Origin of the sequence: Luteimonas aestuarii (assembly GCF_004357985.1) — a bacterium.
Taxonomy (GTDB): Bacteria; Pseudomonadota; Gammaproteobacteria; order Xanthomonadales; family Xanthomonadaceae; genus Luteimonas; species Luteimonas aestuarii.
The window spans coordinates 56,318-75,425 of the sequence record NZ_SMTF01000004.1 but is presented as its reverse complement, the minus strand read 5'-3'; the positions used below and the strand labels follow the sequence as shown (position 1 = coordinate 75,425).

Annotated in this window: 20 protein-coding genes; 13 read left to right on the top strand and 7 right to left on the bottom strand. The window is 69.0% G+C overall.

All coding sequences use genetic code 11. The features are described from left to right. The first annotated feature begins 10 nt into the window (after nt 1–10). The 6 genes from ftsB (at nt 11) to E2F46_RS07405 (ending at nt 3,393) form a co-directional block, all read left to right on the top strand. A complete protein-coding gene (gene ftsB, locus E2F46_RS07430; RefSeq protein WP_133321447.1) occupies nt 11–343 on the top strand; it encodes a cell division protein FtsB in 333 nt (110 codons plus the stop codon). Next, the gene (ispD, locus tag E2F46_RS07425) at nt 336–1,058 is read left to right on the top strand and encodes a 2-C-methyl-D-erythritol 4-phosphate cytidylyltransferase (RefSeq protein WP_133321446.1); all 723 of its coding nucleotides are present in this window, start codon (nt 336–338) and stop codon (nt 1,056–1,058) included. The genes ftsB and ispD overlap by 8 nt, the downstream gene beginning before the upstream one ends. Continuing rightward, nucleotides 1,055–1,525 carry a hypothetical protein gene (locus E2F46_RS07420; RefSeq protein ID WP_133321445.1) on the top strand — a complete coding sequence of 157 codons (471 nt, stop codon included), beginning with the start codon at nt 1,055–1,057 and terminating at the stop codon, nt 1,523–1,525. The genes ispD and E2F46_RS07420 overlap by 4 nt, the downstream gene beginning before the upstream one ends. Then, nucleotides 1,522–2,001, top strand: coding sequence for a 2-C-methyl-D-erythritol 2,4-cyclodiphosphate synthase (ispF, locus tag E2F46_RS07415; RefSeq protein ID WP_133321444.1), 480 nt, complete (start codon nt 1,522–1,524; stop codon nt 1,999–2,001). The genes E2F46_RS07420 and ispF overlap by 4 nt, the downstream gene beginning before the upstream one ends. Further along, the gene (gene truD, locus E2F46_RS07410) at nt 1,998–3,077 is read left to right on the top strand and encodes a tRNA pseudouridine(13) synthase TruD (RefSeq protein WP_133321592.1); all 1,080 of its coding nucleotides are present in this window, start codon (nt 1,998–2,000) and stop codon (nt 3,075–3,077) included. The genes ispF and truD overlap by 4 nt, the downstream gene beginning before the upstream one ends. Nucleotides 3,078–3,165: 88 nt before the next feature. Beyond that, entirely contained in the window at nt 3,166–3,393 is a 228-nt protein-coding gene (locus E2F46_RS07405) for a hypothetical protein (protein WP_133321443.1), read from the top strand. Between the two features lie 9 nt (nt 3,394–3,402). On the opposite strand, the gene E2F46_RS07400 is transcribed toward E2F46_RS07405, so the two are convergent. Further along, complete coding sequence (locus E2F46_RS07400; protein WP_133321442.1) at nt 3,403–3,945, bottom strand: Smr/MutS family protein; 543 nt, start codon at nt 3,943–3,945, stop codon at nt 3,403–3,405. A 106-nt stretch (nt 3,946–4,051) separates the two neighbouring features. Between E2F46_RS07400 and surE the strand changes: the two genes are divergently transcribed. The 4 genes from surE to E2F46_RS07380 are packed head-to-tail and all read left to right on the top strand — an operon-like array spanning nt 4,052 to nt 6,880. Further along, on the top strand, nt 4,052–4,834 hold the full coding sequence (surE, locus tag E2F46_RS07395) for a 5'/3'-nucleotidase SurE (RefSeq protein WP_133321441.1): 783 nt from the start codon (nt 4,052–4,054) through the stop codon (nt 4,832–4,834). Beyond that, the gene (locus E2F46_RS07390) at nt 4,831–5,529 is read left to right on the top strand and encodes a protein-L-isoaspartate(D-aspartate) O-methyltransferase (RefSeq protein WP_133321440.1); all 699 of its coding nucleotides are present in this window, start codon (nt 4,831–4,833) and stop codon (nt 5,527–5,529) included. Before surE ends, E2F46_RS07390 begins: the two co-directional genes overlap by 4 nt. Then, a complete protein-coding gene (locus tag E2F46_RS07385) occupies nt 5,529–6,113 on the top strand; it encodes a YqaA family protein (protein ID WP_133321439.1) in 585 nt (194 codons plus the stop codon). The genes E2F46_RS07390 and E2F46_RS07385 overlap by 1 nt, the downstream gene beginning before the upstream one ends. Next, nucleotides 6,110–6,880 carry a peptidoglycan DD-metalloendopeptidase family protein gene (locus E2F46_RS07380; RefSeq protein ID WP_133321438.1) on the top strand — a complete coding sequence of 257 codons (771 nt, stop codon included), beginning with the start codon at nt 6,110–6,112 and terminating at the stop codon, nt 6,878–6,880. Before E2F46_RS07385 ends, E2F46_RS07380 begins: the two co-directional genes overlap by 4 nt. 227 nt (nt 6,881–7,107) lie before the next feature. Here E2F46_RS07380 and E2F46_RS07375 read toward each other — a convergent pair whose 3' ends face one another. Continuing rightward, nucleotides 7,108–7,485: an Mth938-like domain-containing protein gene (locus tag E2F46_RS07375; protein WP_133321437.1), complete on the bottom strand. Its 378-nt coding sequence runs from the start codon at nt 7,483–7,485 to the stop codon at nt 7,108–7,110. Nucleotides 7,486–7,498: 13 nt separating this feature from the next. After that, complete coding sequence (yhbY, locus tag E2F46_RS07370; RefSeq protein ID WP_133321436.1) at nt 7,499–7,804, bottom strand: ribosome assembly RNA-binding protein YhbY; 306 nt, start codon at nt 7,802–7,804, stop codon at nt 7,499–7,501. Nucleotides 7,805–7,944: 140 nt separating this feature from the next. On the opposite strand from yhbY, the gene rlmE reads away from it, so the two are divergent. The 3 genes from rlmE to folP all read left to right on the top strand — a co-directional run bounded on the left by rlmE (nt 7,945) and on the right by folP (nt 11,598). Then, on the top strand, nt 7,945–8,592 hold the full coding sequence (gene rlmE, locus E2F46_RS07365) for a 23S rRNA (uridine(2552)-2'-O)-methyltransferase RlmE (RefSeq protein WP_133321435.1): 648 nt from the start codon (nt 7,945–7,947) through the stop codon (nt 8,590–8,592). Nucleotides 8,593–8,622: 30 nt separating this feature from the next. Further along, complete coding sequence (gene ftsH, locus E2F46_RS07360; protein ID WP_133321434.1) at nt 8,623–10,533, top strand: ATP-dependent zinc metalloprotease FtsH; 1,911 nt, start codon at nt 8,623–8,625, stop codon at nt 10,531–10,533. A gap of 165 nt (nt 10,534–10,698) precedes the next feature. Beyond that, the gene (gene folP, locus E2F46_RS07355) at nt 10,699–11,598 is read left to right on the top strand and encodes a dihydropteroate synthase (RefSeq protein WP_133321433.1); all 900 of its coding nucleotides are present in this window, start codon (nt 10,699–10,701) and stop codon (nt 11,596–11,598) included. Nucleotides 11,599–11,657: 59 nt separating this feature from the next. Here folP and E2F46_RS17445 read toward each other — a convergent pair whose 3' ends face one another. From E2F46_RS17445 to xseA, 4 genes are all read right to left on the bottom strand, one after another. Further along, complete coding sequence (locus tag E2F46_RS17445; RefSeq protein ID WP_165967391.1) at nt 11,658–14,084, bottom strand: HzsA-related protein; 2,427 nt, start codon at nt 14,082–14,084, stop codon at nt 11,658–11,660. A 324-nt stretch (nt 14,085–14,408) separates the two neighbouring features. Next, nucleotides 14,409–15,890: an aldehyde dehydrogenase family protein gene (locus E2F46_RS07345; RefSeq protein ID WP_133321591.1), complete on the bottom strand. Its 1,482-nt coding sequence runs from the start codon at nt 15,888–15,890 to the stop codon at nt 14,409–14,411. Between the two features lie 22 nt (nt 15,891–15,912). After that, nucleotides 15,913–17,559: an acetolactate synthase large subunit gene (locus tag E2F46_RS07340; RefSeq protein WP_133321432.1), complete on the bottom strand. Its 1,647-nt coding sequence runs from the start codon at nt 17,557–17,559 to the stop codon at nt 15,913–15,915. A 120-nt stretch (nt 17,560–17,679) separates the two neighbouring features. Further along, the gene (gene xseA / locus E2F46_RS07335) at nt 17,680–19,029 is read right to left on the bottom strand and encodes an exodeoxyribonuclease VII large subunit (protein WP_133321431.1); all 1,350 of its coding nucleotides are present in this window, start codon (nt 19,027–19,029) and stop codon (nt 17,680–17,682) included. Nucleotides 19,030–19,108: the final 79 nt, after the last annotated feature.

The window sequence follows — 19,108 nt, the reverse complement described above, 5'->3', positions numbered from 1 at the left end:
GCGCGCACGGATGCGATGGAAGCTGCTCTTGCTGCTTGGGCTTGCGGCGCTGCTTGCGGCGCTCCAGTACCGGCTGTGGTTCGGTGGCGGCGGCAACCTGCAGGGCGCCGAGTTGCAGGCGCGCGTGGACCAGCAGCGGCGGCAGAACGAAGGGCTCGAGCAGCGCAACGCGGCACTCGCGGCCGAAGTGGCCGACCTGAAGTCCGGCGAGGCGGCGATCGAGGAGCGCGCGCGCAGCGAGCTGGGCATGATCAAGCCCGGCGAGACGTTCTACCGCGTGGTGGACCAGGAACGCGGCAACGGATCACGCGAGGACGCGCCGCGGAGTCGCGGCCATGAGTAGCGAACCGGCGCGCGCGGGTCTGTGGACCATCGTGCCGGCGGCAGGGCGGGGCGCCCGCTTCGGCAGCGACCTGCCCAAGCAGTACGTCGATGTCGCGGGCGCGCCGCTGCTGGCGCATACCTTGCGCGCGTTGCTTTCGCACCCGGGTGTGGCGGGCGCAGTGGTGGTGCTGGCCGCGGACGACGTGCATTTCCCGGGCTGGCAGGACATCGCGGGCAAGCCGGTGTTGCGCTGCGAAGGCGGCGATGCGCGCGCCGATTCGGTGCTGGCAGGCCTGGCGGCGTTGCCGGACGCGGTGCGCCCCGACGACTTCGTGCTGGTGCACGATGCCGCGCGCCCGAACCTGGCGGCGTCCGACCTGTCGGCACTGGTCGAGCGCGGCCGCGACGATCCGGTGGGCGCGATCCTGGCCGCGCCGGTGCGCGACACCCTCAAGCGTGCCGGCGACGACGGCGGCATCGATGGCACCGAGCCGCGCGAACGCCTCTGGCGCGCGCTCACGCCGCAGCTGTTCCGTCGCCTGCAGCTGGCGCGCGCGCTGGAAGCGGCGCGCGACGCCGGCATCGCCGTCACCGACGAGGCCATGGCCATGGAGCGCCAGGGCATGCGCCCGCTGCTGGTGGAGGGCCGCGAGGACAACCTCAAGATCACCACGCCCGCAGACCTGCGGTATTTCGACTACCTCCTGCGCAGTCGCACATTGGACATGCCATGACACGGACAGCACGCCACCGCATCCCCTTCATCGTCCTGCTCATGCTGGGCGGGGGGCTTTCCGGCCTTGCGCAGGCAAGCGGTGCCCGGGAAGCATTCGCCACCTGCATCTCGTCCAAGGCCTCGGCCAAGGACGACACCGTACTTGCCCGATGGCTGTTCCTCGCAATGGCCGAGCATCCGTCGATGCGTGGGCTGGTGCGGGTCGACAGCCAGCAGGGTCTGGAGGTGGATGAGCGCATGGCGGCGCTGTTCCAGCGGTTGATGACGGTCGATTGCGCCGTGCAGCTGCGCGCACTGCAGCAGGCGGACCTGCAGCAGGCGTTCGAGGTGGCGTTCGAGCGCTTGGGCCAACGGGCCGGCAGCGCGATCTTCGACGCACCGGAAGTCGCTGCCGCGACCGAGCGCATGGTCGAGCTGATCGACATGGACGCGGTCGAGGCAGCTTTCCGGCCGGAGGCGCGATGACCGTCCGCATCGGCCAGGGCTACGACGTGCACGCCTTCGGCGACGGCGACCATGTCATGCTGGGCGGCGTGCGCGTGCCGCACGCGCGCGGCGTGCTGGCGCACAGCGACGGCGACGTGGTGCTGCATGCGCTGTGCGATGCGATGCTGGGCGCGCTGGCGCTGGGCGACATCGGCGTGCATTTCCCGCCCTCCGACGACCGCTGGAAGGGGGCCGACAGCCGCATGTTGCTGCGCCACTGTAATGCCTTGCTGGCCGAACGCGGCTGGCGCGTGGGCAACGCCGACGTCACCGTGGTCTGCGAGCGACCGAAGGTGGGGCCGCACGCGGCTGCGATGCGCGCGAATATCGCGGCGGACCTGGGCATCGGCCTCGACGACATCAGCGTCAAGGCCACCACCAGTGAACGGCTCGGGTTCACCGGGCGCGAGGAAGGCATCGCTGCGCTGGCGGCGTGCGTGCTGTCGCGGCGATGAGCGAGGCGAAGGGTCGGCCGATGGCGCACGGCGCGCCGGTGCTGTCGGCGACGTTGCGCCGGCTTGCGGAGGACTTCGTGGTGGAGGAGATCGACGCCTTCACCGCATCGGGTGACGGCGAACACGCCCTGCTCACCGTCCGCAAGCGCGGCCTCAACACCGCGTTCGTCGCGCGCCGCATCGCGCAATGGGCCGGCGTGGCTGAAGTCGCGGTCGGGTACGCCGGCCTGAAGGACCGGCACGCAGTGACGACGCAGCGCTTCAGCGTGCACCTGCCGGGCAAGCCGACGCCGCCGCTCGAGGCGCTGGCCTTCGACGACGCGGCCTCCGGTGAATCGCTGGTCGTCATGGACGCCACGCGCCATGCGAGGAAGCTCCCGAAAGGTGCGCTGGCCGGTAACCGGTTCGTGCTCACGTTGCGCGACGTGGAAGGCGACCGAGCGGCCATCGCCACGCGCCTGGCGGAGATCGCGGCGCGCGGCGTCCCCAATTACTTCGGCGAACAGCGGTTCGGCCGCAGTGGCGACAACGTCGCGCAGGCGCTGGCGATGTTCGCCGGTCGCCGCATCAAGCGTGAGCAACGCGCGCTGCTGCTGTCCGCGGCACGTTCAGAACTGTTCAATCGCGTGCTGTCCCACCGGGTGGACGCAGGCGCATGGGACGCACCGCTCGAGGGCGAGGCCTGGATGCTGGACGGCAGTCGCAGCGTGTTCGGCCCGGAACCCTGGAACGACGTGCTGTCGCAACGACTGGCGGATTTCGACATCCATCCCACCGCGCCGCTTTGGGGCGAGGGCGAGCTGCGCAGCACCGGCACGTGCGCCGCCCTGGAGCGCAAAGTCGTGTCGCTGGGCGACGGACCGGCCCTGGCGCGCGGGCTGGAAGCGGCGCGATTGCGACAGGAGCGCCGCGCCACCCGCCTGCGACCGCAGGCGTTGTCGTGGGATCTTCCCGGCGACGCGAGCCTGCGGCTTTCGTTTTCACTGCCTGCGGGTGCCTACGCCACCACGGTGCTGGCGGAGCTGGGGATGGTCGTCGACGTCCAGAAGGCGGGATCCGGCCGTTCGTCGGAATAGGACGGACGGGACTGGCAACCGCAACCGGACAGGCGTATCTCCTGAACCGATGCCCCGCGCCCCGCGGGGCGGCAACGGGAGTGGAACCATGAAGACATTCCTTCGGTCCGCCATCGCCACGGTCTCGGTGGCCGCGCTTGCAGCGTGTACCAGCAGCCACCAGCTGGCGACTGCACCGGGTCCGGCTGCGCAACCTGCGCTGGACGGCCACTACCAGGGCGACGTGCGGTACATCGCAGCCGTCGAGCACATCGCGCGCAAGCGCGGGGTGCAGGTGCGCTGGGTCAATCCGCCGGTCCGGCGCGTCGACCAGTGACCGCGGTCGTCAGGCTGGCCTGACCAGGACCAACACGGCGCCGGTACCGCCCTGCGCGGCCGGCGCGGAATGGAACGCCAGCACGTCCGCGCGCTGGCGCAGCACCCTGTCGACCAGGTTTTTCAGCATCGGCACCCCCGCGTCGGAATGCCGCCCCTTGCCGTGGACGATGCGGATGCAGCCGTGCCCTTCGCGACGGGCCAGCGGCAGGAAGATCCGCAGCATGGCTTCGGCCTCCGATGCGCGCGCGTGGTGCAGGTCCAGTTCGTCACGCACGGCGTAGTCGCCGCGCGCCAGCCGGCGCAATACGCGGGCGGGCACTTCGTCGCGTCGATACGACAGCACGTCGCCGGCCTCGAGCGACCCGCGCTCGTCGAGCATGGCCTGGAATTCGCTGCGGGCCTCGGCATCGTCACGGGCCGCCATGTGCGCGGCGGGTGCCGGCCTGGGGCGCGCAGGTGGCGGTGCCGCAGGCGACAGCGGCCGCACCGGGCCGATGGCATCCCGGAACAGTGCCGCATCGTCCTGGTCGTCGTCGCGTTCGCTGGACATCGCGTCCAAGCGTAGCGCGCCGCGGTGATCGCCGCGCGCCCGCGGGCCGCAACCTGCATCCGGTATCATGTGCGCGGTCATCGAACGGGGCGGGATACTCAGCGGCATGCGCGTACTGGTCAGCAACGACGACGGCGTCGACGCCCCCGGCATCCGGATCCTCGCCCAGGGCCTGCGCGACGCCGGCCACGACGTGCTGATCGTCGCCCCCGACCGCGACCGCTCCGGCGCCAGCAATTCGCTCACGCTGGACATGCCGTTGCGCGTGCAGCAGCTCGAAGACACGGTGTGGCGCGTCTATGGCACACCCACGGACTGCGTGCACGTCGCCATCACCGGCATGCTGGAACTCGAGCCGGACATCGTGGTGTCGGGCATCAACAACACTGCCAACCTCGGCGACGACGTCATCTACTCGGGAACCGTGGCCGCGGCGATGGAAGGCCGGTTCCTCGGCCTGCCGGCGATCGCGATGTCGCTGGCCACCGTCAACCACGATGGCCGCCATTACGAGACCGCCGCGCGTGCCGCGGTGGAGATCGTCGAGCGCCTCAAGGCGGATCCGCTGCCCGCGGACACAATCCTCAACGTCAACGTGCCCGACCGCGCCTGGGCCGATGTCGCCGGTTTCGAGGTCACGCGTCTCGGCAACCGCCACCGCGCCGAGCCCTGTACCAAACAGGAGGATCCGCGTGGACGCACCTGGTGGTGGATCGGCGCGGCCGGGCCGGAGATGGACGCAGGGCCGGGCACGGACTTCCACGCCGTGCGCTACGGCAACATCTCGATCACGCCCATCCATGTCGACCTGACCCGCTACCAGGCGCTGGAGCAGGTGGCCAGCTGGGTCGGCAGCCTGGCCGAGGAACTGCGGGAACCGCGCACATGACGCCGCGGTTGCGGCTGCAGCCCGAGGCGGTTGGCATGGGCATGACCTCGCAGCGCGTGCGCGACCGCCTGATCGACCGGCTGCGCGACGGCACGCACGGTGGCGGGGGCATCACCGACGAACGCGTGCTCAATGCCATCCGTACCGTGCCGCGCCACCTGTTCGTCGACGAGGCGCTGGCCACGCGCGCCTATGAAGACACGGCGCTCCCGATCGGCCACGGCCAGACCATCTCGCAGCCCTGGGTGGTGGCGAAGATGACCGAAGCGCTGTATGCGGACGGTCGCCAGCCCGCGAAGGTGCTCGAGGTCGGCACCGGGTCCGGTTACCAGGCCACGATCCTCGCCGCGTTGGGCATCGAGGTATTCACCGTCGAGCGCATCGGTGAATTGCTGCGCGTCGCGCGCAAGCGGTTCCGTTCGCTTGGCCTGAACGTGCGCAGCAAGCACGATGACGGTCGGATCGGCTGGCCGGAGGAAGCGCCGTTCGACGGCATCGTCGTGACCGCGGCTGCACCGGCACTGGTCGACGCGCTCACGGCGCAACTCGCACCCGGCGGCATCCTGGTGGCGCCGGTGGGCGCGCCGGGCGGCCAGGTGCTGGCCTGCCTGCGCGCGCGCGCGGATGGCAGCATCGAACGCACCGACCTGGCGCCGGTGTCGTTCGTGCCCCTGCTGTCGGGCGTGCTCGGCTGATGCGGCTGTTCGGTCCACTCTACGAGCGCTGCCTGCAATGGGCGCGCCATCGCCACGCACCGCGCTACCTGGCGGCGATGAGCGCAGCCGAATCGGTCATCTTTCCGATCCCGCCGGACGTGATGCTGGCACCGATGGCGCTGGCCAAGCCGGCGGCGTGGTGGCGCTATGCGCTAGTGTGCACAGTGGCGTCGGTAGTCGGTGGATTGCTGGGCTATACGCTGGGCAGCTACGCGTTGGACCTGATCTGGCCATGGATGCAGCGCATGGGCTGGGAGCCGGCGTTCCTGCAGGTCCAGGACCTGTTCCAGCGCTACGGATTCGTGTTCGTGCTGCTGGCCGCGTTCACGCCGATCCCGTACAAGGTGTTCACGATCGCTTCGGGTGCGTTGGGCGTGGGCCTGTTACCGTTCCTGCTGGGCTCGGTGATCGGGCGCGGCACGCGATTCTTCCTGGTCGCGGGCCTGATCGCCTGGGGTGGCGAACGCCTGGAAGGCGTGCTGCGCCGTTACGTCGAGGCCCTGGGATGGTTTGCCGTAGTACTGGTTGCCGTGGCCTTGGTCTGGTTGGAGTGGTTTCGATGAGGATGTGGATCGTGGTGGCCTGCATGGCCTTGCTGGTGGCCTGCGGCAAGAGCACGGTGACGCGCTCGGGTGCGCCTTCGTCGCAATCGTCGGCCACGTCCACGCCGCGCCCCGGGCAGACGGTGACCGTCCAACGCGGCGACACCCTGTATCGCATCGCCGTGAACAACCGCATCAGCCCGATGGACCTCGCGCTGTGGAACGGGATTTCCGCGCCTTACACCATTTATCCGGGCCAGCGACTCAACCTGTATCCGTCGTCCGGCACGCGCACCGCGTCCACCACGCGCCCTGCAGCGGCGGCACGCCCGGCGTCCGGTGGCGCCCAGGCCAGGCCCGCCGTTGCCCCCACGCAGGCACCGCCGCAGGCAGCGACGCCCGCACCGGCGGCGTCGCCCTTCAGCTGGCGCTGGCCCACCGACGGCCAAGTGGTGGCGCGGTATGCCGCAGGCGATCCGACCAAGCAGGGCATCGGCATCGGCGGCACGGCGGGGCAGCCGGTACGCGCAGCGGCCGAGGGCGTGGTGGTCTATTCGGGCTCCGGCCTGGTCGGCTACGGCGAACTGGTCATCATCAAGCATGACGACCAGTGGCTGACGGCCTATGGCCACAACCGCACGCGTCTGGTGAACGAAGGCGCGCGTATCGGCGCCGGCCAGCAGATCGCGGAAATGGGGCGCAGCGGTGCCTCCCGCGACATGCTGCATTTCGAGATCCGCTACAACGGCCGCCCGGTCGATCCGATGCAGTACTTGCCGGCGCGCTGATCGCGAGGCGTGCTCCGCGAGTCGCGGATCCCCGGCCCGGCTCAGCGCGCCGGGCGCTCACAGGCGCGCGATCCAATGGATCGCAGGCGGCGCCTGATCGCCCGCTACAACGACCGCCCGGTCGATCCGATGCAGTATCTGCCGGCGCGTTGATCGTGCCGTGGCTGGCAACGGGTGATGTGGAAGGGCCGAGGTGTCCTCGGCTGTTGCCGGTCAGCGATCGGCCATCACTGTCCCGCAAGCACGAACGCGGCCACCACGCGCCGGCCTTCGCCTGCCAAGACGTTGTAGGTGCGGGCGGCGGCACCGTTGACCATGGTTTCCAGGCCGATGCCGCGCGACAGGCAGGCGGCCAGGGTGCGCGGCGGCGGGAAGACCTGCGCTGCGCCGCAACCCAGCACGATCAATTCGGGTCGCAGCGCGAACAGGGGTTCGAGGTCATCGGGTGTGAGCGTCGCCGCGGCATCGACCTGCCAGTCTTCGACCAGCCGGTCGGGCGCGACGATGAAACTGCGCAGCAGGGTACGATCGTTGACCAGCGCGTGTTGGCCATCGGCGCCGCGCAGGAAAAACTCGAAATCCGGGCGTTCGTGGACCAGTTGCATGTGTCGGCCCGGCTCAGGCCCGCGGCAGCACGATCTGGCGACGGTCCTTCGACGGGCGGTACAGCACCGCCACGTGGCCGATGCGCTGCACCAGGGCCGCGCCGCTGCGTTGCGTGATCTGTGCGATCAGGGCATCGCGCTCGTCCCGGTCGGCGGCGGCCACCTTCACCTTGATCAGTTCGTGGTGCTCCAGCGCGCCGTCGATCTCGGCGACCAGCGACTCGGTCACGCCTTTCCCGCCTACCTGCAGCATGGCCTTCAGATCGTGCGCCTGCCCGCGCAGGAAGCGTGTCTGGGCGGCGGTCAGCGCGAGGGTCATGCAGGAGTCGGGAGGCGGCGGGATGCGCAGGGTATCATGCGGGCCCGCATCGCCCGTCCCGCGCGGCTTCCTTGTCATCGTGGCGACCGGCTTGCCCCCACCCCATCCCTTCCCCGCACGCGGGGGCGGGGGTTGATCGTATGGCCACACGCAGCAAGAGCAGCCAGCGCTGGCTCAAGGAACATTTCTCCGACCCCTTCGTGAAGAAGGCACAGGCCGAAGGCCTGCGCTCGCGCGCGGCGTACAAGCTTGAGGAACTGGTGGCGCGCGACCGCCTGCTGAAGCCGGGGATGGTGGTGGTGGACCTGGGCGCGGCGCCCGGCGGGTGGTCGCAATGGGTGCGGCAGGAACTGGACCGGTTGGACCCGGCGCGGCCCGGGCGCGTGCTGGCGCTCGACATCCTGGACATGCCGCCGCTGGCTGGCGTGGAGTTCCTTCATGGCGATTTCAGGGAGGATGCGGTCTTATCGAGCCTTGAGACTCTCTTGGGTGGCCGGCCCGTGGACCTTGTGTTGTCAGACATGGCCCCCAACAAAAGCGGTGTGGGCGCGGTGGACCAACCGCGCGCGATGCACCTGGCGGAACTGGCGATGGAGTTCGCCGACCAGCACCTCAAGCCCGGTGGCGCGTTCCTGATCAAGCTGTTCCAGGGCGTGGGGTTCGACGAGTACGTGCGTGAGTTGCGCAGGCGCTACCCCAAGGTGGCGATCCGCAAGCCGGCGGCATCGCGCAAGCGTTCGCCGGAAGTCTATGCGCTGGCGCAGGGCAAGCTGGCATCGATGAAGTAGCATGGCGAACAGGGAAACAAGGCATATCCAATGAACGATCTCGTGAAGAACCTCCTGCTGTGGGCCCTGGTCGCCGTCGTGCTGATGGTGGTGTTCCAGAGCTTCAGCCCGCGCACGGCCGGGTCGCAGGAGGTCCTGTACTCGCAGTTCATGGAGCAGGTGCGCGACAACCAGATCCGCAAGGTCGATATCGCCGAGGACGAGAAGACCATCACCTTCGAGACCCGCAACGGCCAGAGCGGCACCGTCATCGCACCGCGCCGCGACGAAGGGATGATGAACGACTTCATCAACCACGGCGTCGAGATCAAGGCCGAGCGCCCGTCCAGCGGGCCGTCTCTGCTCTACATCCTGATCAACATCCTGCCCTGGCTGCTGTTCATCGGCATCTGGGTGTACTTCATGCGCCAGATGCAGCAGGGCGGCGGCAAGGGCGCGATGTCGTTCGGCAAGTCGCGGGCCAAGCTGCTCAACGAGGACCAGACCAAGGTCACCTTCGCCGACGTCGCCGGCTGCGACGAGGCCAAGGAGGAAGTGTCGGAGCTGGTCGAGTTCCTGCGCGACCCCTCCAAGTTCCAGAAGCTGGGCGGCAAGATCCCGCGCGGCGTGCTGATGGTCGGCCCGCCCGGCACCGGCAAGACGCTGCTGGCCAAGGCGATCGCCGGCGAGGCCAAGGTGCCGTTCTTCTCGATCTCGGGTTCGGACTTCGTCGAGATGTTCGTAGGCGTCGGCGCCAGCCGCGTGCGCGACATGTTCGAGCAGGCCAAGAAGCACGCGCCGTGCATCATCTTCATCGATGAGATCGACGCGGTCGGCCGCCATCGCGGCGCCGGCCTCGGCGGCGGCCACGACGAGCGCGAGCAGACGCTGAACCAGCTGCTGGTCGAGATGGACGGCTTCGAGGGCGGCGAGGGCGTGATCGTGATCGCCGCGACCAACCGTCCCGACGTGCTGGACCCGGCGCTGCTGCGCCCGGGCCGCTTCGACCGCCAGGTGGTCGTCGGCCTGCCCGACGTGAAGGGCCGCGAGCAGATCCTCAAGGTGCACATGCGCAAGGTGCCGCTGGCCGACAACGTCGAGCCGATGATCGTGGCGCGCGGCACCCCCGGTTTCTCCGGCGCGGACCTGGCCAACCTGGTCAACGAGGCGGCGCTGTTCGCCGCGCGCGAGAACGCGAAGGAAGTCCGCATGGACCACTTCGACCGCGCGCGCGACAAGATCCTGATGGGCGCCGAGCGCCGGTCGATGGCGATGAGCGAGGACGAAAAGAAGCTCACCGCCTACCACGAGGCCGGCCACGCCATCGTCGGGCGGCTGATGCCCGAGCACGACCCGGTCTACAAGGTCACCATCATTCCGCGCGGCCGCGCGCTGGGCGTGACCATGTACCTGCCCGAGGGCGATCGCTACAGCTACAACCGCACCTACATCGAAAGCCACCTGGCCTCTCTGTACGGTGGTCGCGTGGCCGAGGAACTGATCTTCGGCACCGACAAGGTCACCACGGGTGCGTCCAACGACATCGAGCGCGCGACCAAGATGGCGCGCAACATGGTCACCAAGTGGGGCCTTTCCGACGAACTGGGTCCGATTGCCTACGGCGAGGACGAGGACGAAGTGTTCCTCGGTCGTTCGGTGACGCAGCACAAGAGCGTGTCCGACGACACCGCGCGCAAGATCGACGAAGTGGTGCGCGGCATCCTCGACAAGGCGTACGCCCGCAGCACGACCATCCTGACCGAGCACATCGAGAAGTTGCACAAGATGGCGAAGCTGCTGCTGGAATACGAAACCATCGACGTGCCGCAGATCGACGCCATCATGGAAGGCCGGGATCCGCCGCCCCCCATGGGCTGGAGCAAGCCGGACGCACCCGCTGGCGACGATGAGGGCGGCCCACGCCCGGTATCGCCCATCGGTGGTCCGGCGGAGCAGGCCTGAGCCCAGGCGCTCCGCCCCGGGTGATGTGATCGCGCAACGGCGCCGGCAAACCGGCGCCGTCGTCGTATCCATCGATCGCAGGTGCGCGGGCACGGAACCGGCGCGACCCGGTGTGGCAAGCTGTGCGATGCGGCGACTCGCCTTCCCCTTGCCTGGTCATTCCCGATGTTCGACACCACGCCACAGCTCGATTGCGCCGGCCGCAAGCTCAGCCTCGATGTCCCGCGCGTCATGGGTATCGTCAACGTCACGCCGGATTCGTTCTCCGACGGAGGTGCGCACGATGATGTCGATGCCGCCGTCGCGCACGGCCTTCGCCTCGCGGAAGAGGGGGCCGATGTGCTCGACATCGGTGGCGAATCCACGCGCCCGGGTGCGCAGCTCGTACCCGTCGACGAGGAACTGCGTCGCGTGATCCCGGTGGTCGAACGCCTGGCCGTGCAGACCGCGCTGCCGATCAGCATCGACACATCCAGGCCCGAGGTGATGCGTGCGGCGGTGGCCGCGGGTGCGGGCATGATCAACGATGTCCGAGCGCTGCGTCGCGAAGGTGCGCTGGATGCGGCCGCGGCACTGGGCGTGCCGGTGGTGCTGATGCACATGCGGGGCGAGCCGGGGTCGATGCAGGACGCGCCGGAGTACGACGACGTGGTGGGCGAGGTGCATCGTTTCCTGACCGAGCGGATCTTCGCGGCGGAAATGGCCGGCATCGCAAGGCGCAACCTGCTGGTGGACCCGGGATTCGGCTTCGGCAAGTCGACCGCGCACAACCTTGCCTTGCTGGCGCAGCTGGCGAGGTTCGTGGAGCTGGGCGTGCCGGTACTGGCCGGCCTCTCGCGCAAGCGCAGCATCGGTGAGCTCACCGGGCGCGATGACCCTGCGACGCGCGTGCATGGATCGGTCGCCGCGCACCTCATCGCCGCGCAGCGCGGTGCGCAGCTGGTGCGCGTGCACGACGTGGCCGCCACGGTCGACGCGCTGAAGGTCTGGAATGCGGTGGCGGCGGTGCCGGTGCCGCGCACGGCCTCGGCTGCGCCGGCGATCAGCTGGCCCGACGCGGACTGAGCCCGCGCGGGCGGAACACACGGGCAGGCGGGCGGCAGTTCAACTGTCGCCAAACACCATCAGCGCAGCGCCTCGGTCCTGCGGGAACCGTCGAACGGCAGCGGAGCACGCACAGGCACCTGCTGCGACCGGACCTGTGCGCGCGCACCCGTCACCATGCCTGGCGTGAGCGTCGCGGCGACTGGCTGCGCTTGCGCACCGGCTGTGACCGCGCTTGCGGCGGCGGCGCCGGGTGGCAGCAATGGCTGGGCGCTGTTCTGGCGAAGCGGCGCACTGCCGCCTTGCTTCCAGTGGCGCAGCAACGTGCGCAGCGCCTGGGGCTTTGCGGCGGATGCCGTTTGCCCGGCCTGGTTGCGGCTGTTCTCGCCGTGGCAGCCGGTGCAGGTGCGGATCTCGCCGGGCTGCATCGTCACCCACAGGCGCTCGCGGACCACGGCATGGCCGGCGGGGTCGGTGATCTGCCAGGTCAGGGCACGGTTGGCGGGGACGAAGGCGGCGGAAGACCCGTCGCTGGCGATCGCCACGCTGCCGGCGGGGCCGGCAGGATACGCCGGGTTGCTGGGAACGATGCTTGGCTGCGCGATCACGCGGCGGCCGCGGTTGTAGTTGTCGTAGGCCCGCACCAGGTTGCCCTGGAAAACCTGGAAATGGGCCACGTCGTACACGCGGCCGTTGCCGTTCACCGTGCGGACGCCACCGGGCACCTGCAGGTTGAACGGCTGCTGGCGGTCGCCGCGGTCGCGGCTGGTCTGGTTGCGCACGATGATCAGGGCAAGGTTGTTGTTCTTCATCCACAGCCGCAGCGCATTCTCGTCTACCTGCTCTTCGGTCAGGACGGCGCGTTCGACCGAGGGCAACGCAAGGGTGGGGCTGGGCGGACGTGGCCGCGCAACCACTTCCACCGGCTCCAGCTCCCACAGCAGTCCGCTGTAGGAACGCTGGTTGTTGGGGTCCCACCAGCTCACGCTCTTGCTGATGCCGGGCGTCAGTGCCGTGCCCGAGGTGTACAGGCCCGACGCATTGGTGCCCAACGCGTGCAGGCGGATGCTGCTGCCGGCTCCGAAGCTCGACGTGGACACATAACCAGCCACCATGGCACCCGAGGTGGTGGGCAGCGGGTTGCGGAAGCGGCCGCCGTCGCTGGATTCCGGCGATGCGTCCACGATCGCCATCTGTTCCGGATTGACGTTCGGCGCACCGTTGAAACGCACGATCTGGTTGGTCGTGCCTTCCGCGAACTCGCGCGCGTAGATGCCGAAGTAGGTGCCGGGCGCGCGCGGGTCTTCGCGCAGGTGGAACAGGCCGCTGTCGGGGCGGATGTGCTTGCGGTTGGCGAACATCGAGGTGTTGCCGGCGTCGGCGAGCGCGGAATCGGATGCGAACGTGCGCGGCACGTACATGTACGACAGTTCCTGCCGGCCGATGTGGTTGAGCGTGACTTCGTCGGTGCCGTCCTGGTTCATCTGCCACGGCGTGAACAGGTTGAAGGTATGGCCGTTGACCTGGCCATAGGGGCTGCTCATGCCGGTGCGCGATTCGGGGAAGGTCTCCGGCTGCATCGACAGCTTGGCGGCGTTGCTGGCCTCGCTGGCCAAATCCACCGCGCCGAACGCGCTGTAGCCCTGCTGGTCGCGCTGCAGGTGGTCCCAGCGGGTGAAGATCACGCGGCCATAGCTGTCGATCGTGGGCGAGAACGCGCCGCTGGGTGCATGGTTGAGGATGGCCAGTGCGCCCGTCGCGGGATCCAGGCTGTAGATGCCGGTGATGGTCGGCGTGCTTTCGTATTCGTCCAGCTGCGGGTGCAGGTGCGTGGCGCCATTGCGCGGGCGATCGGACGTGAACAGGATGCGGTCGTCGCTGGCATAGAGCGGGGAGACATTGTTGTATGCGGTCGGCTGGTGCGGCACCTTGGTGATGCGAGCGGTCTGGCCACGCGCCAGTCCGGTGACTTCATACATCTGCCAGCGTGCATTCGGCGACTGGTAGCGCGCCGGGGCGCCACCCACCAGCATGCTGAAGATCGCCTTGTTGCCGTCCCAGTGCACGGTGGGCTCGCGCACGGCGATCGCGTCGCCGCCCTGGAGTCCATCGACGCCAAAGCCAGCCTCGCGGGTGAGGTTGCGCAGCACGCCGTCGGGGTAGCGGATCATCAGGTCGCCGCCGCGCGGAACAGCGCCCAGGTCCGGGATGTGGTTGGCGAAGGTGGACAGGCGGCTGCCGAAGGGATCGCCCGCGGCCACCGGCACCTGGGTCACGAACAGGATCGGGTTCTGTACGGTGGTGGACTTGGCCGTGGCGCTGGCCATGACCGGGCGACCGGTATTGGCGCCGGTGTCGTCGTTGTCGCCGTCGCTGGCGACGGACTTGCTGGTGGCGGTGGAGGTCGAGGTGTCGAGGGTCAGGTCGCAGCCGGTGGTCGACACCAGCGCGGCGGACAGGGCCAACAGGCACCCGATGCGGAAAGAGCCGCGGGAAAGGAGGGTCATGGCAGGAAAGCTTCCGGGAGGGCGGTCAGGCCGTGGTTGACGGTGGCAGATGGCACCGGCCCAGCGAAGCAGGCGGAATCGCGAGCCGCGCCCGCGTACCTGCATCCATGAAGCGTGGCGATGACTGCCACGATCCCCCCGGTCAGGATTATGAACACGCCAAGTTCCCGAAGCTGCACTGCCGGCTGAACGAATCCTCCAATTCGGGCCGCGAATCAGTGACTTGCATCGCAGAAGCGGATGTTGCCCCTGAATGGGTGGCCGTTCTGCGGGCGCTTCCGCGTTTTCGGGGGCGCTACGGGTGGAAAACGAGGCCTCCCCGGCTCAGGTCTTGACCACCAGCAGGCGCGGTTCGGTCATGTCCTCGATGGCGTGGCGCACGCCTTCGCGCCCCAGTCCCGACAGCTTCACGCCCCCGTAAGGCATGTTGTCGACGCGGAAGCTGGGCACGTCGCCGACCACCACGCCGCCCACGTCCAGCCGGTCCCATGCGCGCATCGCGTGGGCCAGGCTGGCGGTGAACACGCCGGCCTGCAGGCCGAAGTCGCTGTCGTTGACGCGGTCGATGGCCTGATCGAAGTCGTCGAAGGGCTCCAGCATCGCGACCGGGCCGAAGGCTTCCTTGCGGTAGAGGTCGCTGTCGCGCGGCACCTTCTCCAGCAGCATGGCGGGCAGCAGGTTGCCCTTGCGCTTGCCGCCGGCAAGCCGTTTCGCGCCCTTGCGCTCGGCGGCGGTGACCCAGGATTCGATGCGCCTGGCGGCGTCCTCGTCGATCACCGGGCCGATGAAGGTTTTCTCATCGCGTGGATCGCCCATGCGCAGCTCCGCAACCTTCTGCTTCAACTGCTTGCGCAGGGCCGGATAGAGGCTGGTGTGCACCAGGATGCGCTGTACGCTGATGCAGCTCTGGCCGGACTGGTAATAAGCGCCGAACACCAGGCGGTCGACGACATGGTCGAGGTCGGCGCCCGGATCGGCATCGACGATGCAGGCCGCGTTGCCGCCCAGTTCCAGCGTGACCTTCTTGCGGCCGGCGCGCGACTTCAGGTCCCAGCCGAGCAGGCTGCCGGTGAAGCTGAGCAGGGCGATGCGTTCATCCTCGACCAGGATGGCCGCATCCTCGTTCGAACAGTTGAGTACCGAGAACGCGCCCTTGGGCAGGTCGGTCTCGGCCAGCACCTCGCCGATGATCAGCGCCCCCACCGGCGTCTTCAGCGCCGGCTTGAGCACGAAGGGGCAGCCGGCTGCGATCGCCGGCGCTACTTTGTGCGCCACCAGGTTGAGCGGGAAGTTGAACGGCGTGATGAAACTGCACACGCCCACCGGCACGCGCTTGACCATGCCGCGATAGCCGCGGGTGCGCGGCGACAGCTCGAGGTTCATGACATCGCCGGGCGGGCGCGTGGCCTCGCCGGCGGCGATGCGGAAGGTGTCGATGAGGCGGTCGACTTCGCCGCGCGCATCCTTGATCGGCTTGCCGGCCTCGATGCACAGCGACAGCGCGAGTTCGTCGTGGCGCTCGCGGAAGCGCCGGACGCAATGTTCGAGGACATCGCGGCGGGCATCGGGCGGGAAGGCGGCCATCGCGTCGCGCGCCTTGTGCGCGGCGACGATGGCCTTGCGCACCTCGGCTGCACCGACCAACGGCACCCGCGTGGCGACCTTGCCGCTGAACTTGTCGAGGACATCGAGGTCCGCCTTCGCCGCGACCGCTTTGTTGGCGAGGTACCACGGATAGCTGGCGGGCAGGCTGGCCTTGGGCTGCTTGCCGTCCGTCGAAGTCTTGCTGTGCTTGCGCTTGGCCATGGAGGTCTCCGTCATGCCGCGCTCATTCGACCGCGGCGGCGAGCTTGGGGATGTCTTCGTTGAGCAGCCGGTCGTCGTCGACGTAGGTGATCGGCACTTCGACGACGTGCACGCCGGGCGTGTCCAGGATTTCGCGCAGGCGTGGCGCGAAGGCATCCAGCGATTCGATCCGGTGCCCGTGCGCACCGTAGCTTCTGGCGTATTGCACGAAGTCGGGGTTGCCGGTGTCCATGCCGTACACCGGGTAGTCCTCGTGTTGCTGCTTCCACTTGATCATGCCGAAGGCATCGTCGCGCAGCACCAGCACCACCAGGTCCTGCTGGAGACGTACCGCGGTTTCCAGTTCCTGCGAATTCATCATGAAGCCGCCGTCGCCGCAGATGGCGACGACCTTGTGCTCGTGGTCGTGGATACGCGCCGCAATGGCGGAGGGCAGGCCCGCGCCCATCGTGGCCAGGGCGTTGTCCAGCAGCATCGTGTTCGGATGTCGGCAGCGGTAGTTGCGCGCGAACCACAGCTTGTACAGGCCGTTGTCCAGGCACAGGCGGTCGCGCGGCGACAGGATCCGCTGCAGCTCCGCCACCATCCGCGGCACGGTCATCGGGAAGCGGTCGTCGCGGCCGCAGCGTTCGACCTGTTGCAGCAGCGCGTCCCGGGTCCGCTGGAAGAAAGCGAAATCCCAATGCGGCTGCGGGTCGAGCGCCTCGGCCAGTTGCCAGACGGCATTGGCGATGTCGCCCACCACCTCGATCTGCGGGAAGTACACCGCATCGACCTCGGCGCTGTTGTAGTTGACGTGGATCACCGTGCGCCGGCCCTTGCGCATGAAGAACGGCGGCTTCTCGATCACGTCGTGGCCGATGTTGATGATGCAGTCGGCGGCATCGATGGCGCGATGCACGAAATCATGGTCCGACAGCGCGGCGTTGCCCAGCCACAGCGGATCTTCCTCGTCCATCACCCCCTTGCCCATCTGGGTGGTGAAGAACGGGATGCCCAGCTTGCCGAAATAGTGGCGCAGGCTGTTGGCCACGGTCTTGCGGTTGGCGCCGGCACCGATCATCACCAGCGGATGCCGTGCGCTGCGGATCGCGTCCGCCGCGGCGGCGATGGCCTTGTGCTCGGCGATGGGGCGGCGCGAGTAGGACGCAGGGATCAGGATCGCCTCGCTGGCGTCGCCCGCGATGTCCTGCGGCAGTTCGAGGTGGGTGGCGCCCGGGCGTTCCTCCTCGGCGCGACGGAAGGCTTCGCGCACGCGGGCGGGGATGCTGTCGGCGGACACGATCTGCCGCGTGTACTTGGTCAGCGGCGACATCATCCCGACCACGTCGACGATCTGGAAATGGCCCTGCTTGCTGCTGCGGATGGGTTTCTGCCCGGTGATCATCATCATCGGCATCGCGCCCAGCTGCGCGTAAGCCGCCGCGGTGACCAGGTTGGTCGCGCCCGGCCCCAGCGTGGACAGGCACACGCCGGCCTTGCCGGTGAGTCGGCCGAGCGTGGCCGCCATGAACCCTGCGCCCTGCTCGTGGCGCGTCAGGACCAGTTCGATCGGGGAGTTGCGCAGGGATTCGAGCAGGTCGAGGTTTTCCTCGCCGGGGATGCCGAAGACATGCGTCACCCCTTCGGCTTCCAGCGCGGCGACGAACAGATTGGATGCCTTGGTCATGCGGGCGTGTCCTCCGATGGAGCGGGGTGGGCGCCCGTCGCGACGCCATGGCGTGGACGGGGGGCGTGCGCCAGTGTGCGCGACGACAGGTTATCGGCAGGCGATGACCGCGGCGCGCCCTTATCCGGATCGCTGCGTTCCCTCGATGCGCACCGCCAGAGTCCCGTCCTGCAGCCGCGCCTCGAGGTGTTCGCCGACATTGGCGTCGTCGATGCTGCGCACCACGCGACCACTGTCGTCCTGCAGGATGGCGTAGCCGCGTGCGATGGTGGCCAACGGGCTCACTGCATCGAGTGAGCGGGCCAGCCCGCGCAGGTGCAGGGCGTCGCGCTGCAGGCGTCTCGCCATGGCGGCCTGCGGGCGCAAGCGCAGCAGTCCCAGGCGTTGGTGCAGCGACTGCAGTCGACGCTGCGGTCGCATGGCATTGAGCACGGCGTTGGCGTGGCGCAGCGTGGCGGCATGGCGTTGCATGCGCTGTTGCCATGCGGCCTGCAGGCGACGCAGGGCCTCGTCACGACGCGTGCGACAGGCGTCGAGTCGCGCCTGCGGCCGCAGCGCATTGAGTCGCAGCATGGCGCGGTCGGCACGCTGTGCGTGCTGGCGCAGCCGGTTCACGTGCAGGGTGGCCAGGCGGCGGCGCAAGCCATCGATCCGCAGCGCCAGGTCGGCGCGTTCCGGCACCAGCAGTTCGGCGGCGGCCGATGGCGTGGGCGCGCGCAGGTCGGCGACGAAGTCCGAGAGGCTGAAGTCGGTCTCATGGCCGATGGCCGACACCACCGGAACCGGCGATGCCGCGATCGCGCGCGAGAGGGCCTCGTCGTTGAACGCCCACAGGTCTTCCATGGACCCGCCGCCGCGGGCCAGCAGCAACACATCGTGGCGACCGGCGGCTGCGGCGCGGCGCAAGGCGTCGGCGATCTGTGCCGCAGCGCCTTCGCCCTGCACCGGCACCGGCAAGACCTCCACCTCCAGCAGCGGGAAGCGTCGCGCCAGGACGCTCAACACATCGCGCACCGCCGCGCCCGAGGGCGAGGTGATGATGCCCAGCCGCCGGACGTACGCGGGCAACGGGCGCTTTCTCGCCGGATCGAACAGCCCCTCGGCTTCGAGTTTCGCCTTCAGCTCTTCGTAGGCGCGGCGCAGGGCGCCTTCGCCGGCTTCCTCCAGCGTATCGAGGATCAGCTGGTAGTCGCCGCGCGCCTCGTACAGCGTCAACCGGCCGCGCGCCAGCACCTTCAGCCCCTCGCGCGGCTGGAACGGCAACCACTGGCTCTTGGGCTTGAACAGGGCGCAGCGCACCTGCGCACGCGCGTCCTTCAACGTGAAATACAGATGGCCGGAGGCCGGGCGTGACACATTGCCCAGCTCGCCTTCCACGAACACCACCGGAAACGCATCCTCCAGCAGGCTGCGGGCGAGGGTGTTCAGCTGGCTGGGCGAGAGGATCTCGCCGGTGACGGCGGCATTCATCCGGTCAGGATAAACGCTGCCGCGGCAGGGACAGGTAAAATGGCGCCATGTCCGGATCGCCGCAACCCCTCCCGCCTTG

What these genes read in the sequence shown, in the direction of transcription:
- truD (WP_133321592.1), top strand. Translation starts at nt 1,998, where the DNA reads ATGAGCGAGGCGAAGGGTCGGCCGATGGCGCACGGCGCGCCGGTGCTG.
- ftsH (WP_133321434.1), top strand. Translation starts at nt 8,623, where the DNA reads ATGAACGATCTCGTGAAGAACCTCCTGCTGTGGGCCCTGGTCGCCGTC.
- E2F46_RS07385 (WP_133321439.1), top strand. Translation starts at nt 5,529, where the DNA reads ATGCGGCTGTTCGGTCCACTCTACGAGCGCTGCCTGCAATGGGCGCGC.
- E2F46_RS07345 (WP_133321591.1), bottom strand. Translation starts at nt 15,890, where the DNA reads ATGGCCAAGCGCAAGCACAGCAAGACTTCGACGGACGGCAAGCAGCCC.
- folP (WP_133321433.1), top strand. Translation starts at nt 10,699, where the DNA reads ATGTTCGACACCACGCCACAGCTCGATTGCGCCGGCCGCAAGCTCAGC.
- E2F46_RS07340 (WP_133321432.1), bottom strand. Translation starts at nt 17,559, where the DNA reads ATGACCAAGGCATCCAATCTGTTCGTCGCCGCGCTGGAAGCCGAAGGG.
- E2F46_RS17445 (WP_165967391.1), bottom strand. Translation starts at nt 14,084, where the DNA reads ATGACCCTCCTTTCCCGCGGCTCTTTCCGCATCGGGTGCCTGTTGGCC.
- E2F46_RS07375 (WP_133321437.1), bottom strand. Translation starts at nt 7,485, where the DNA reads ATGCAACTGGTCCACGAACGCCCGGATTTCGAGTTTTTCCTGCGCGGC.
- ftsB (WP_133321447.1), top strand. Translation starts at nt 11, where the DNA reads ATGCGATGGAAGCTGCTCTTGCTGCTTGGGCTTGCGGCGCTGCTTGCG.
- yhbY (WP_133321436.1), bottom strand. Translation starts at nt 7,804, where the DNA reads ATGACCCTCGCGCTGACCGCCGCCCAGACACGCTTCCTGCGCGGGCAG.
- xseA (WP_133321431.1), bottom strand. Translation starts at nt 19,029, where the DNA reads ATGAATGCCGCCGTCACCGGCGAGATCCTCTCGCCCAGCCAGCTGAAC.
- surE (WP_133321441.1), top strand. Translation starts at nt 4,052, where the DNA reads ATGCGCGTACTGGTCAGCAACGACGACGGCGTCGACGCCCCCGGCATC.
- ispD (WP_133321446.1), top strand. Translation starts at nt 336, where the DNA reads ATGAGTAGCGAACCGGCGCGCGCGGGTCTGTGGACCATCGTGCCGGCG.
- E2F46_RS07380 (WP_133321438.1), top strand. Translation starts at nt 6,110, where the DNA reads ATGAGGATGTGGATCGTGGTGGCCTGCATGGCCTTGCTGGTGGCCTGC.
- E2F46_RS07400 (WP_133321442.1), bottom strand. Translation starts at nt 3,945, where the DNA reads ATGTCCAGCGAACGCGACGACGACCAGGACGATGCGGCACTGTTCCGG.
- E2F46_RS07390 (WP_133321440.1), top strand. Translation starts at nt 4,831, where the DNA reads ATGACGCCGCGGTTGCGGCTGCAGCCCGAGGCGGTTGGCATGGGCATG.
- rlmE (WP_133321435.1), top strand. Translation starts at nt 7,945, where the DNA reads ATGGCCACACGCAGCAAGAGCAGCCAGCGCTGGCTCAAGGAACATTTC.
- ispF (WP_133321444.1), top strand. Translation starts at nt 1,522, where the DNA reads ATGACCGTCCGCATCGGCCAGGGCTACGACGTGCACGCCTTCGGCGAC.
- E2F46_RS07420 (WP_133321445.1), top strand. Translation starts at nt 1,055, where the DNA reads ATGACACGGACAGCACGCCACCGCATCCCCTTCATCGTCCTGCTCATG.
- E2F46_RS07405 (WP_133321443.1), top strand. Translation starts at nt 3,166, where the DNA reads ATGAAGACATTCCTTCGGTCCGCCATCGCCACGGTCTCGGTGGCCGCG.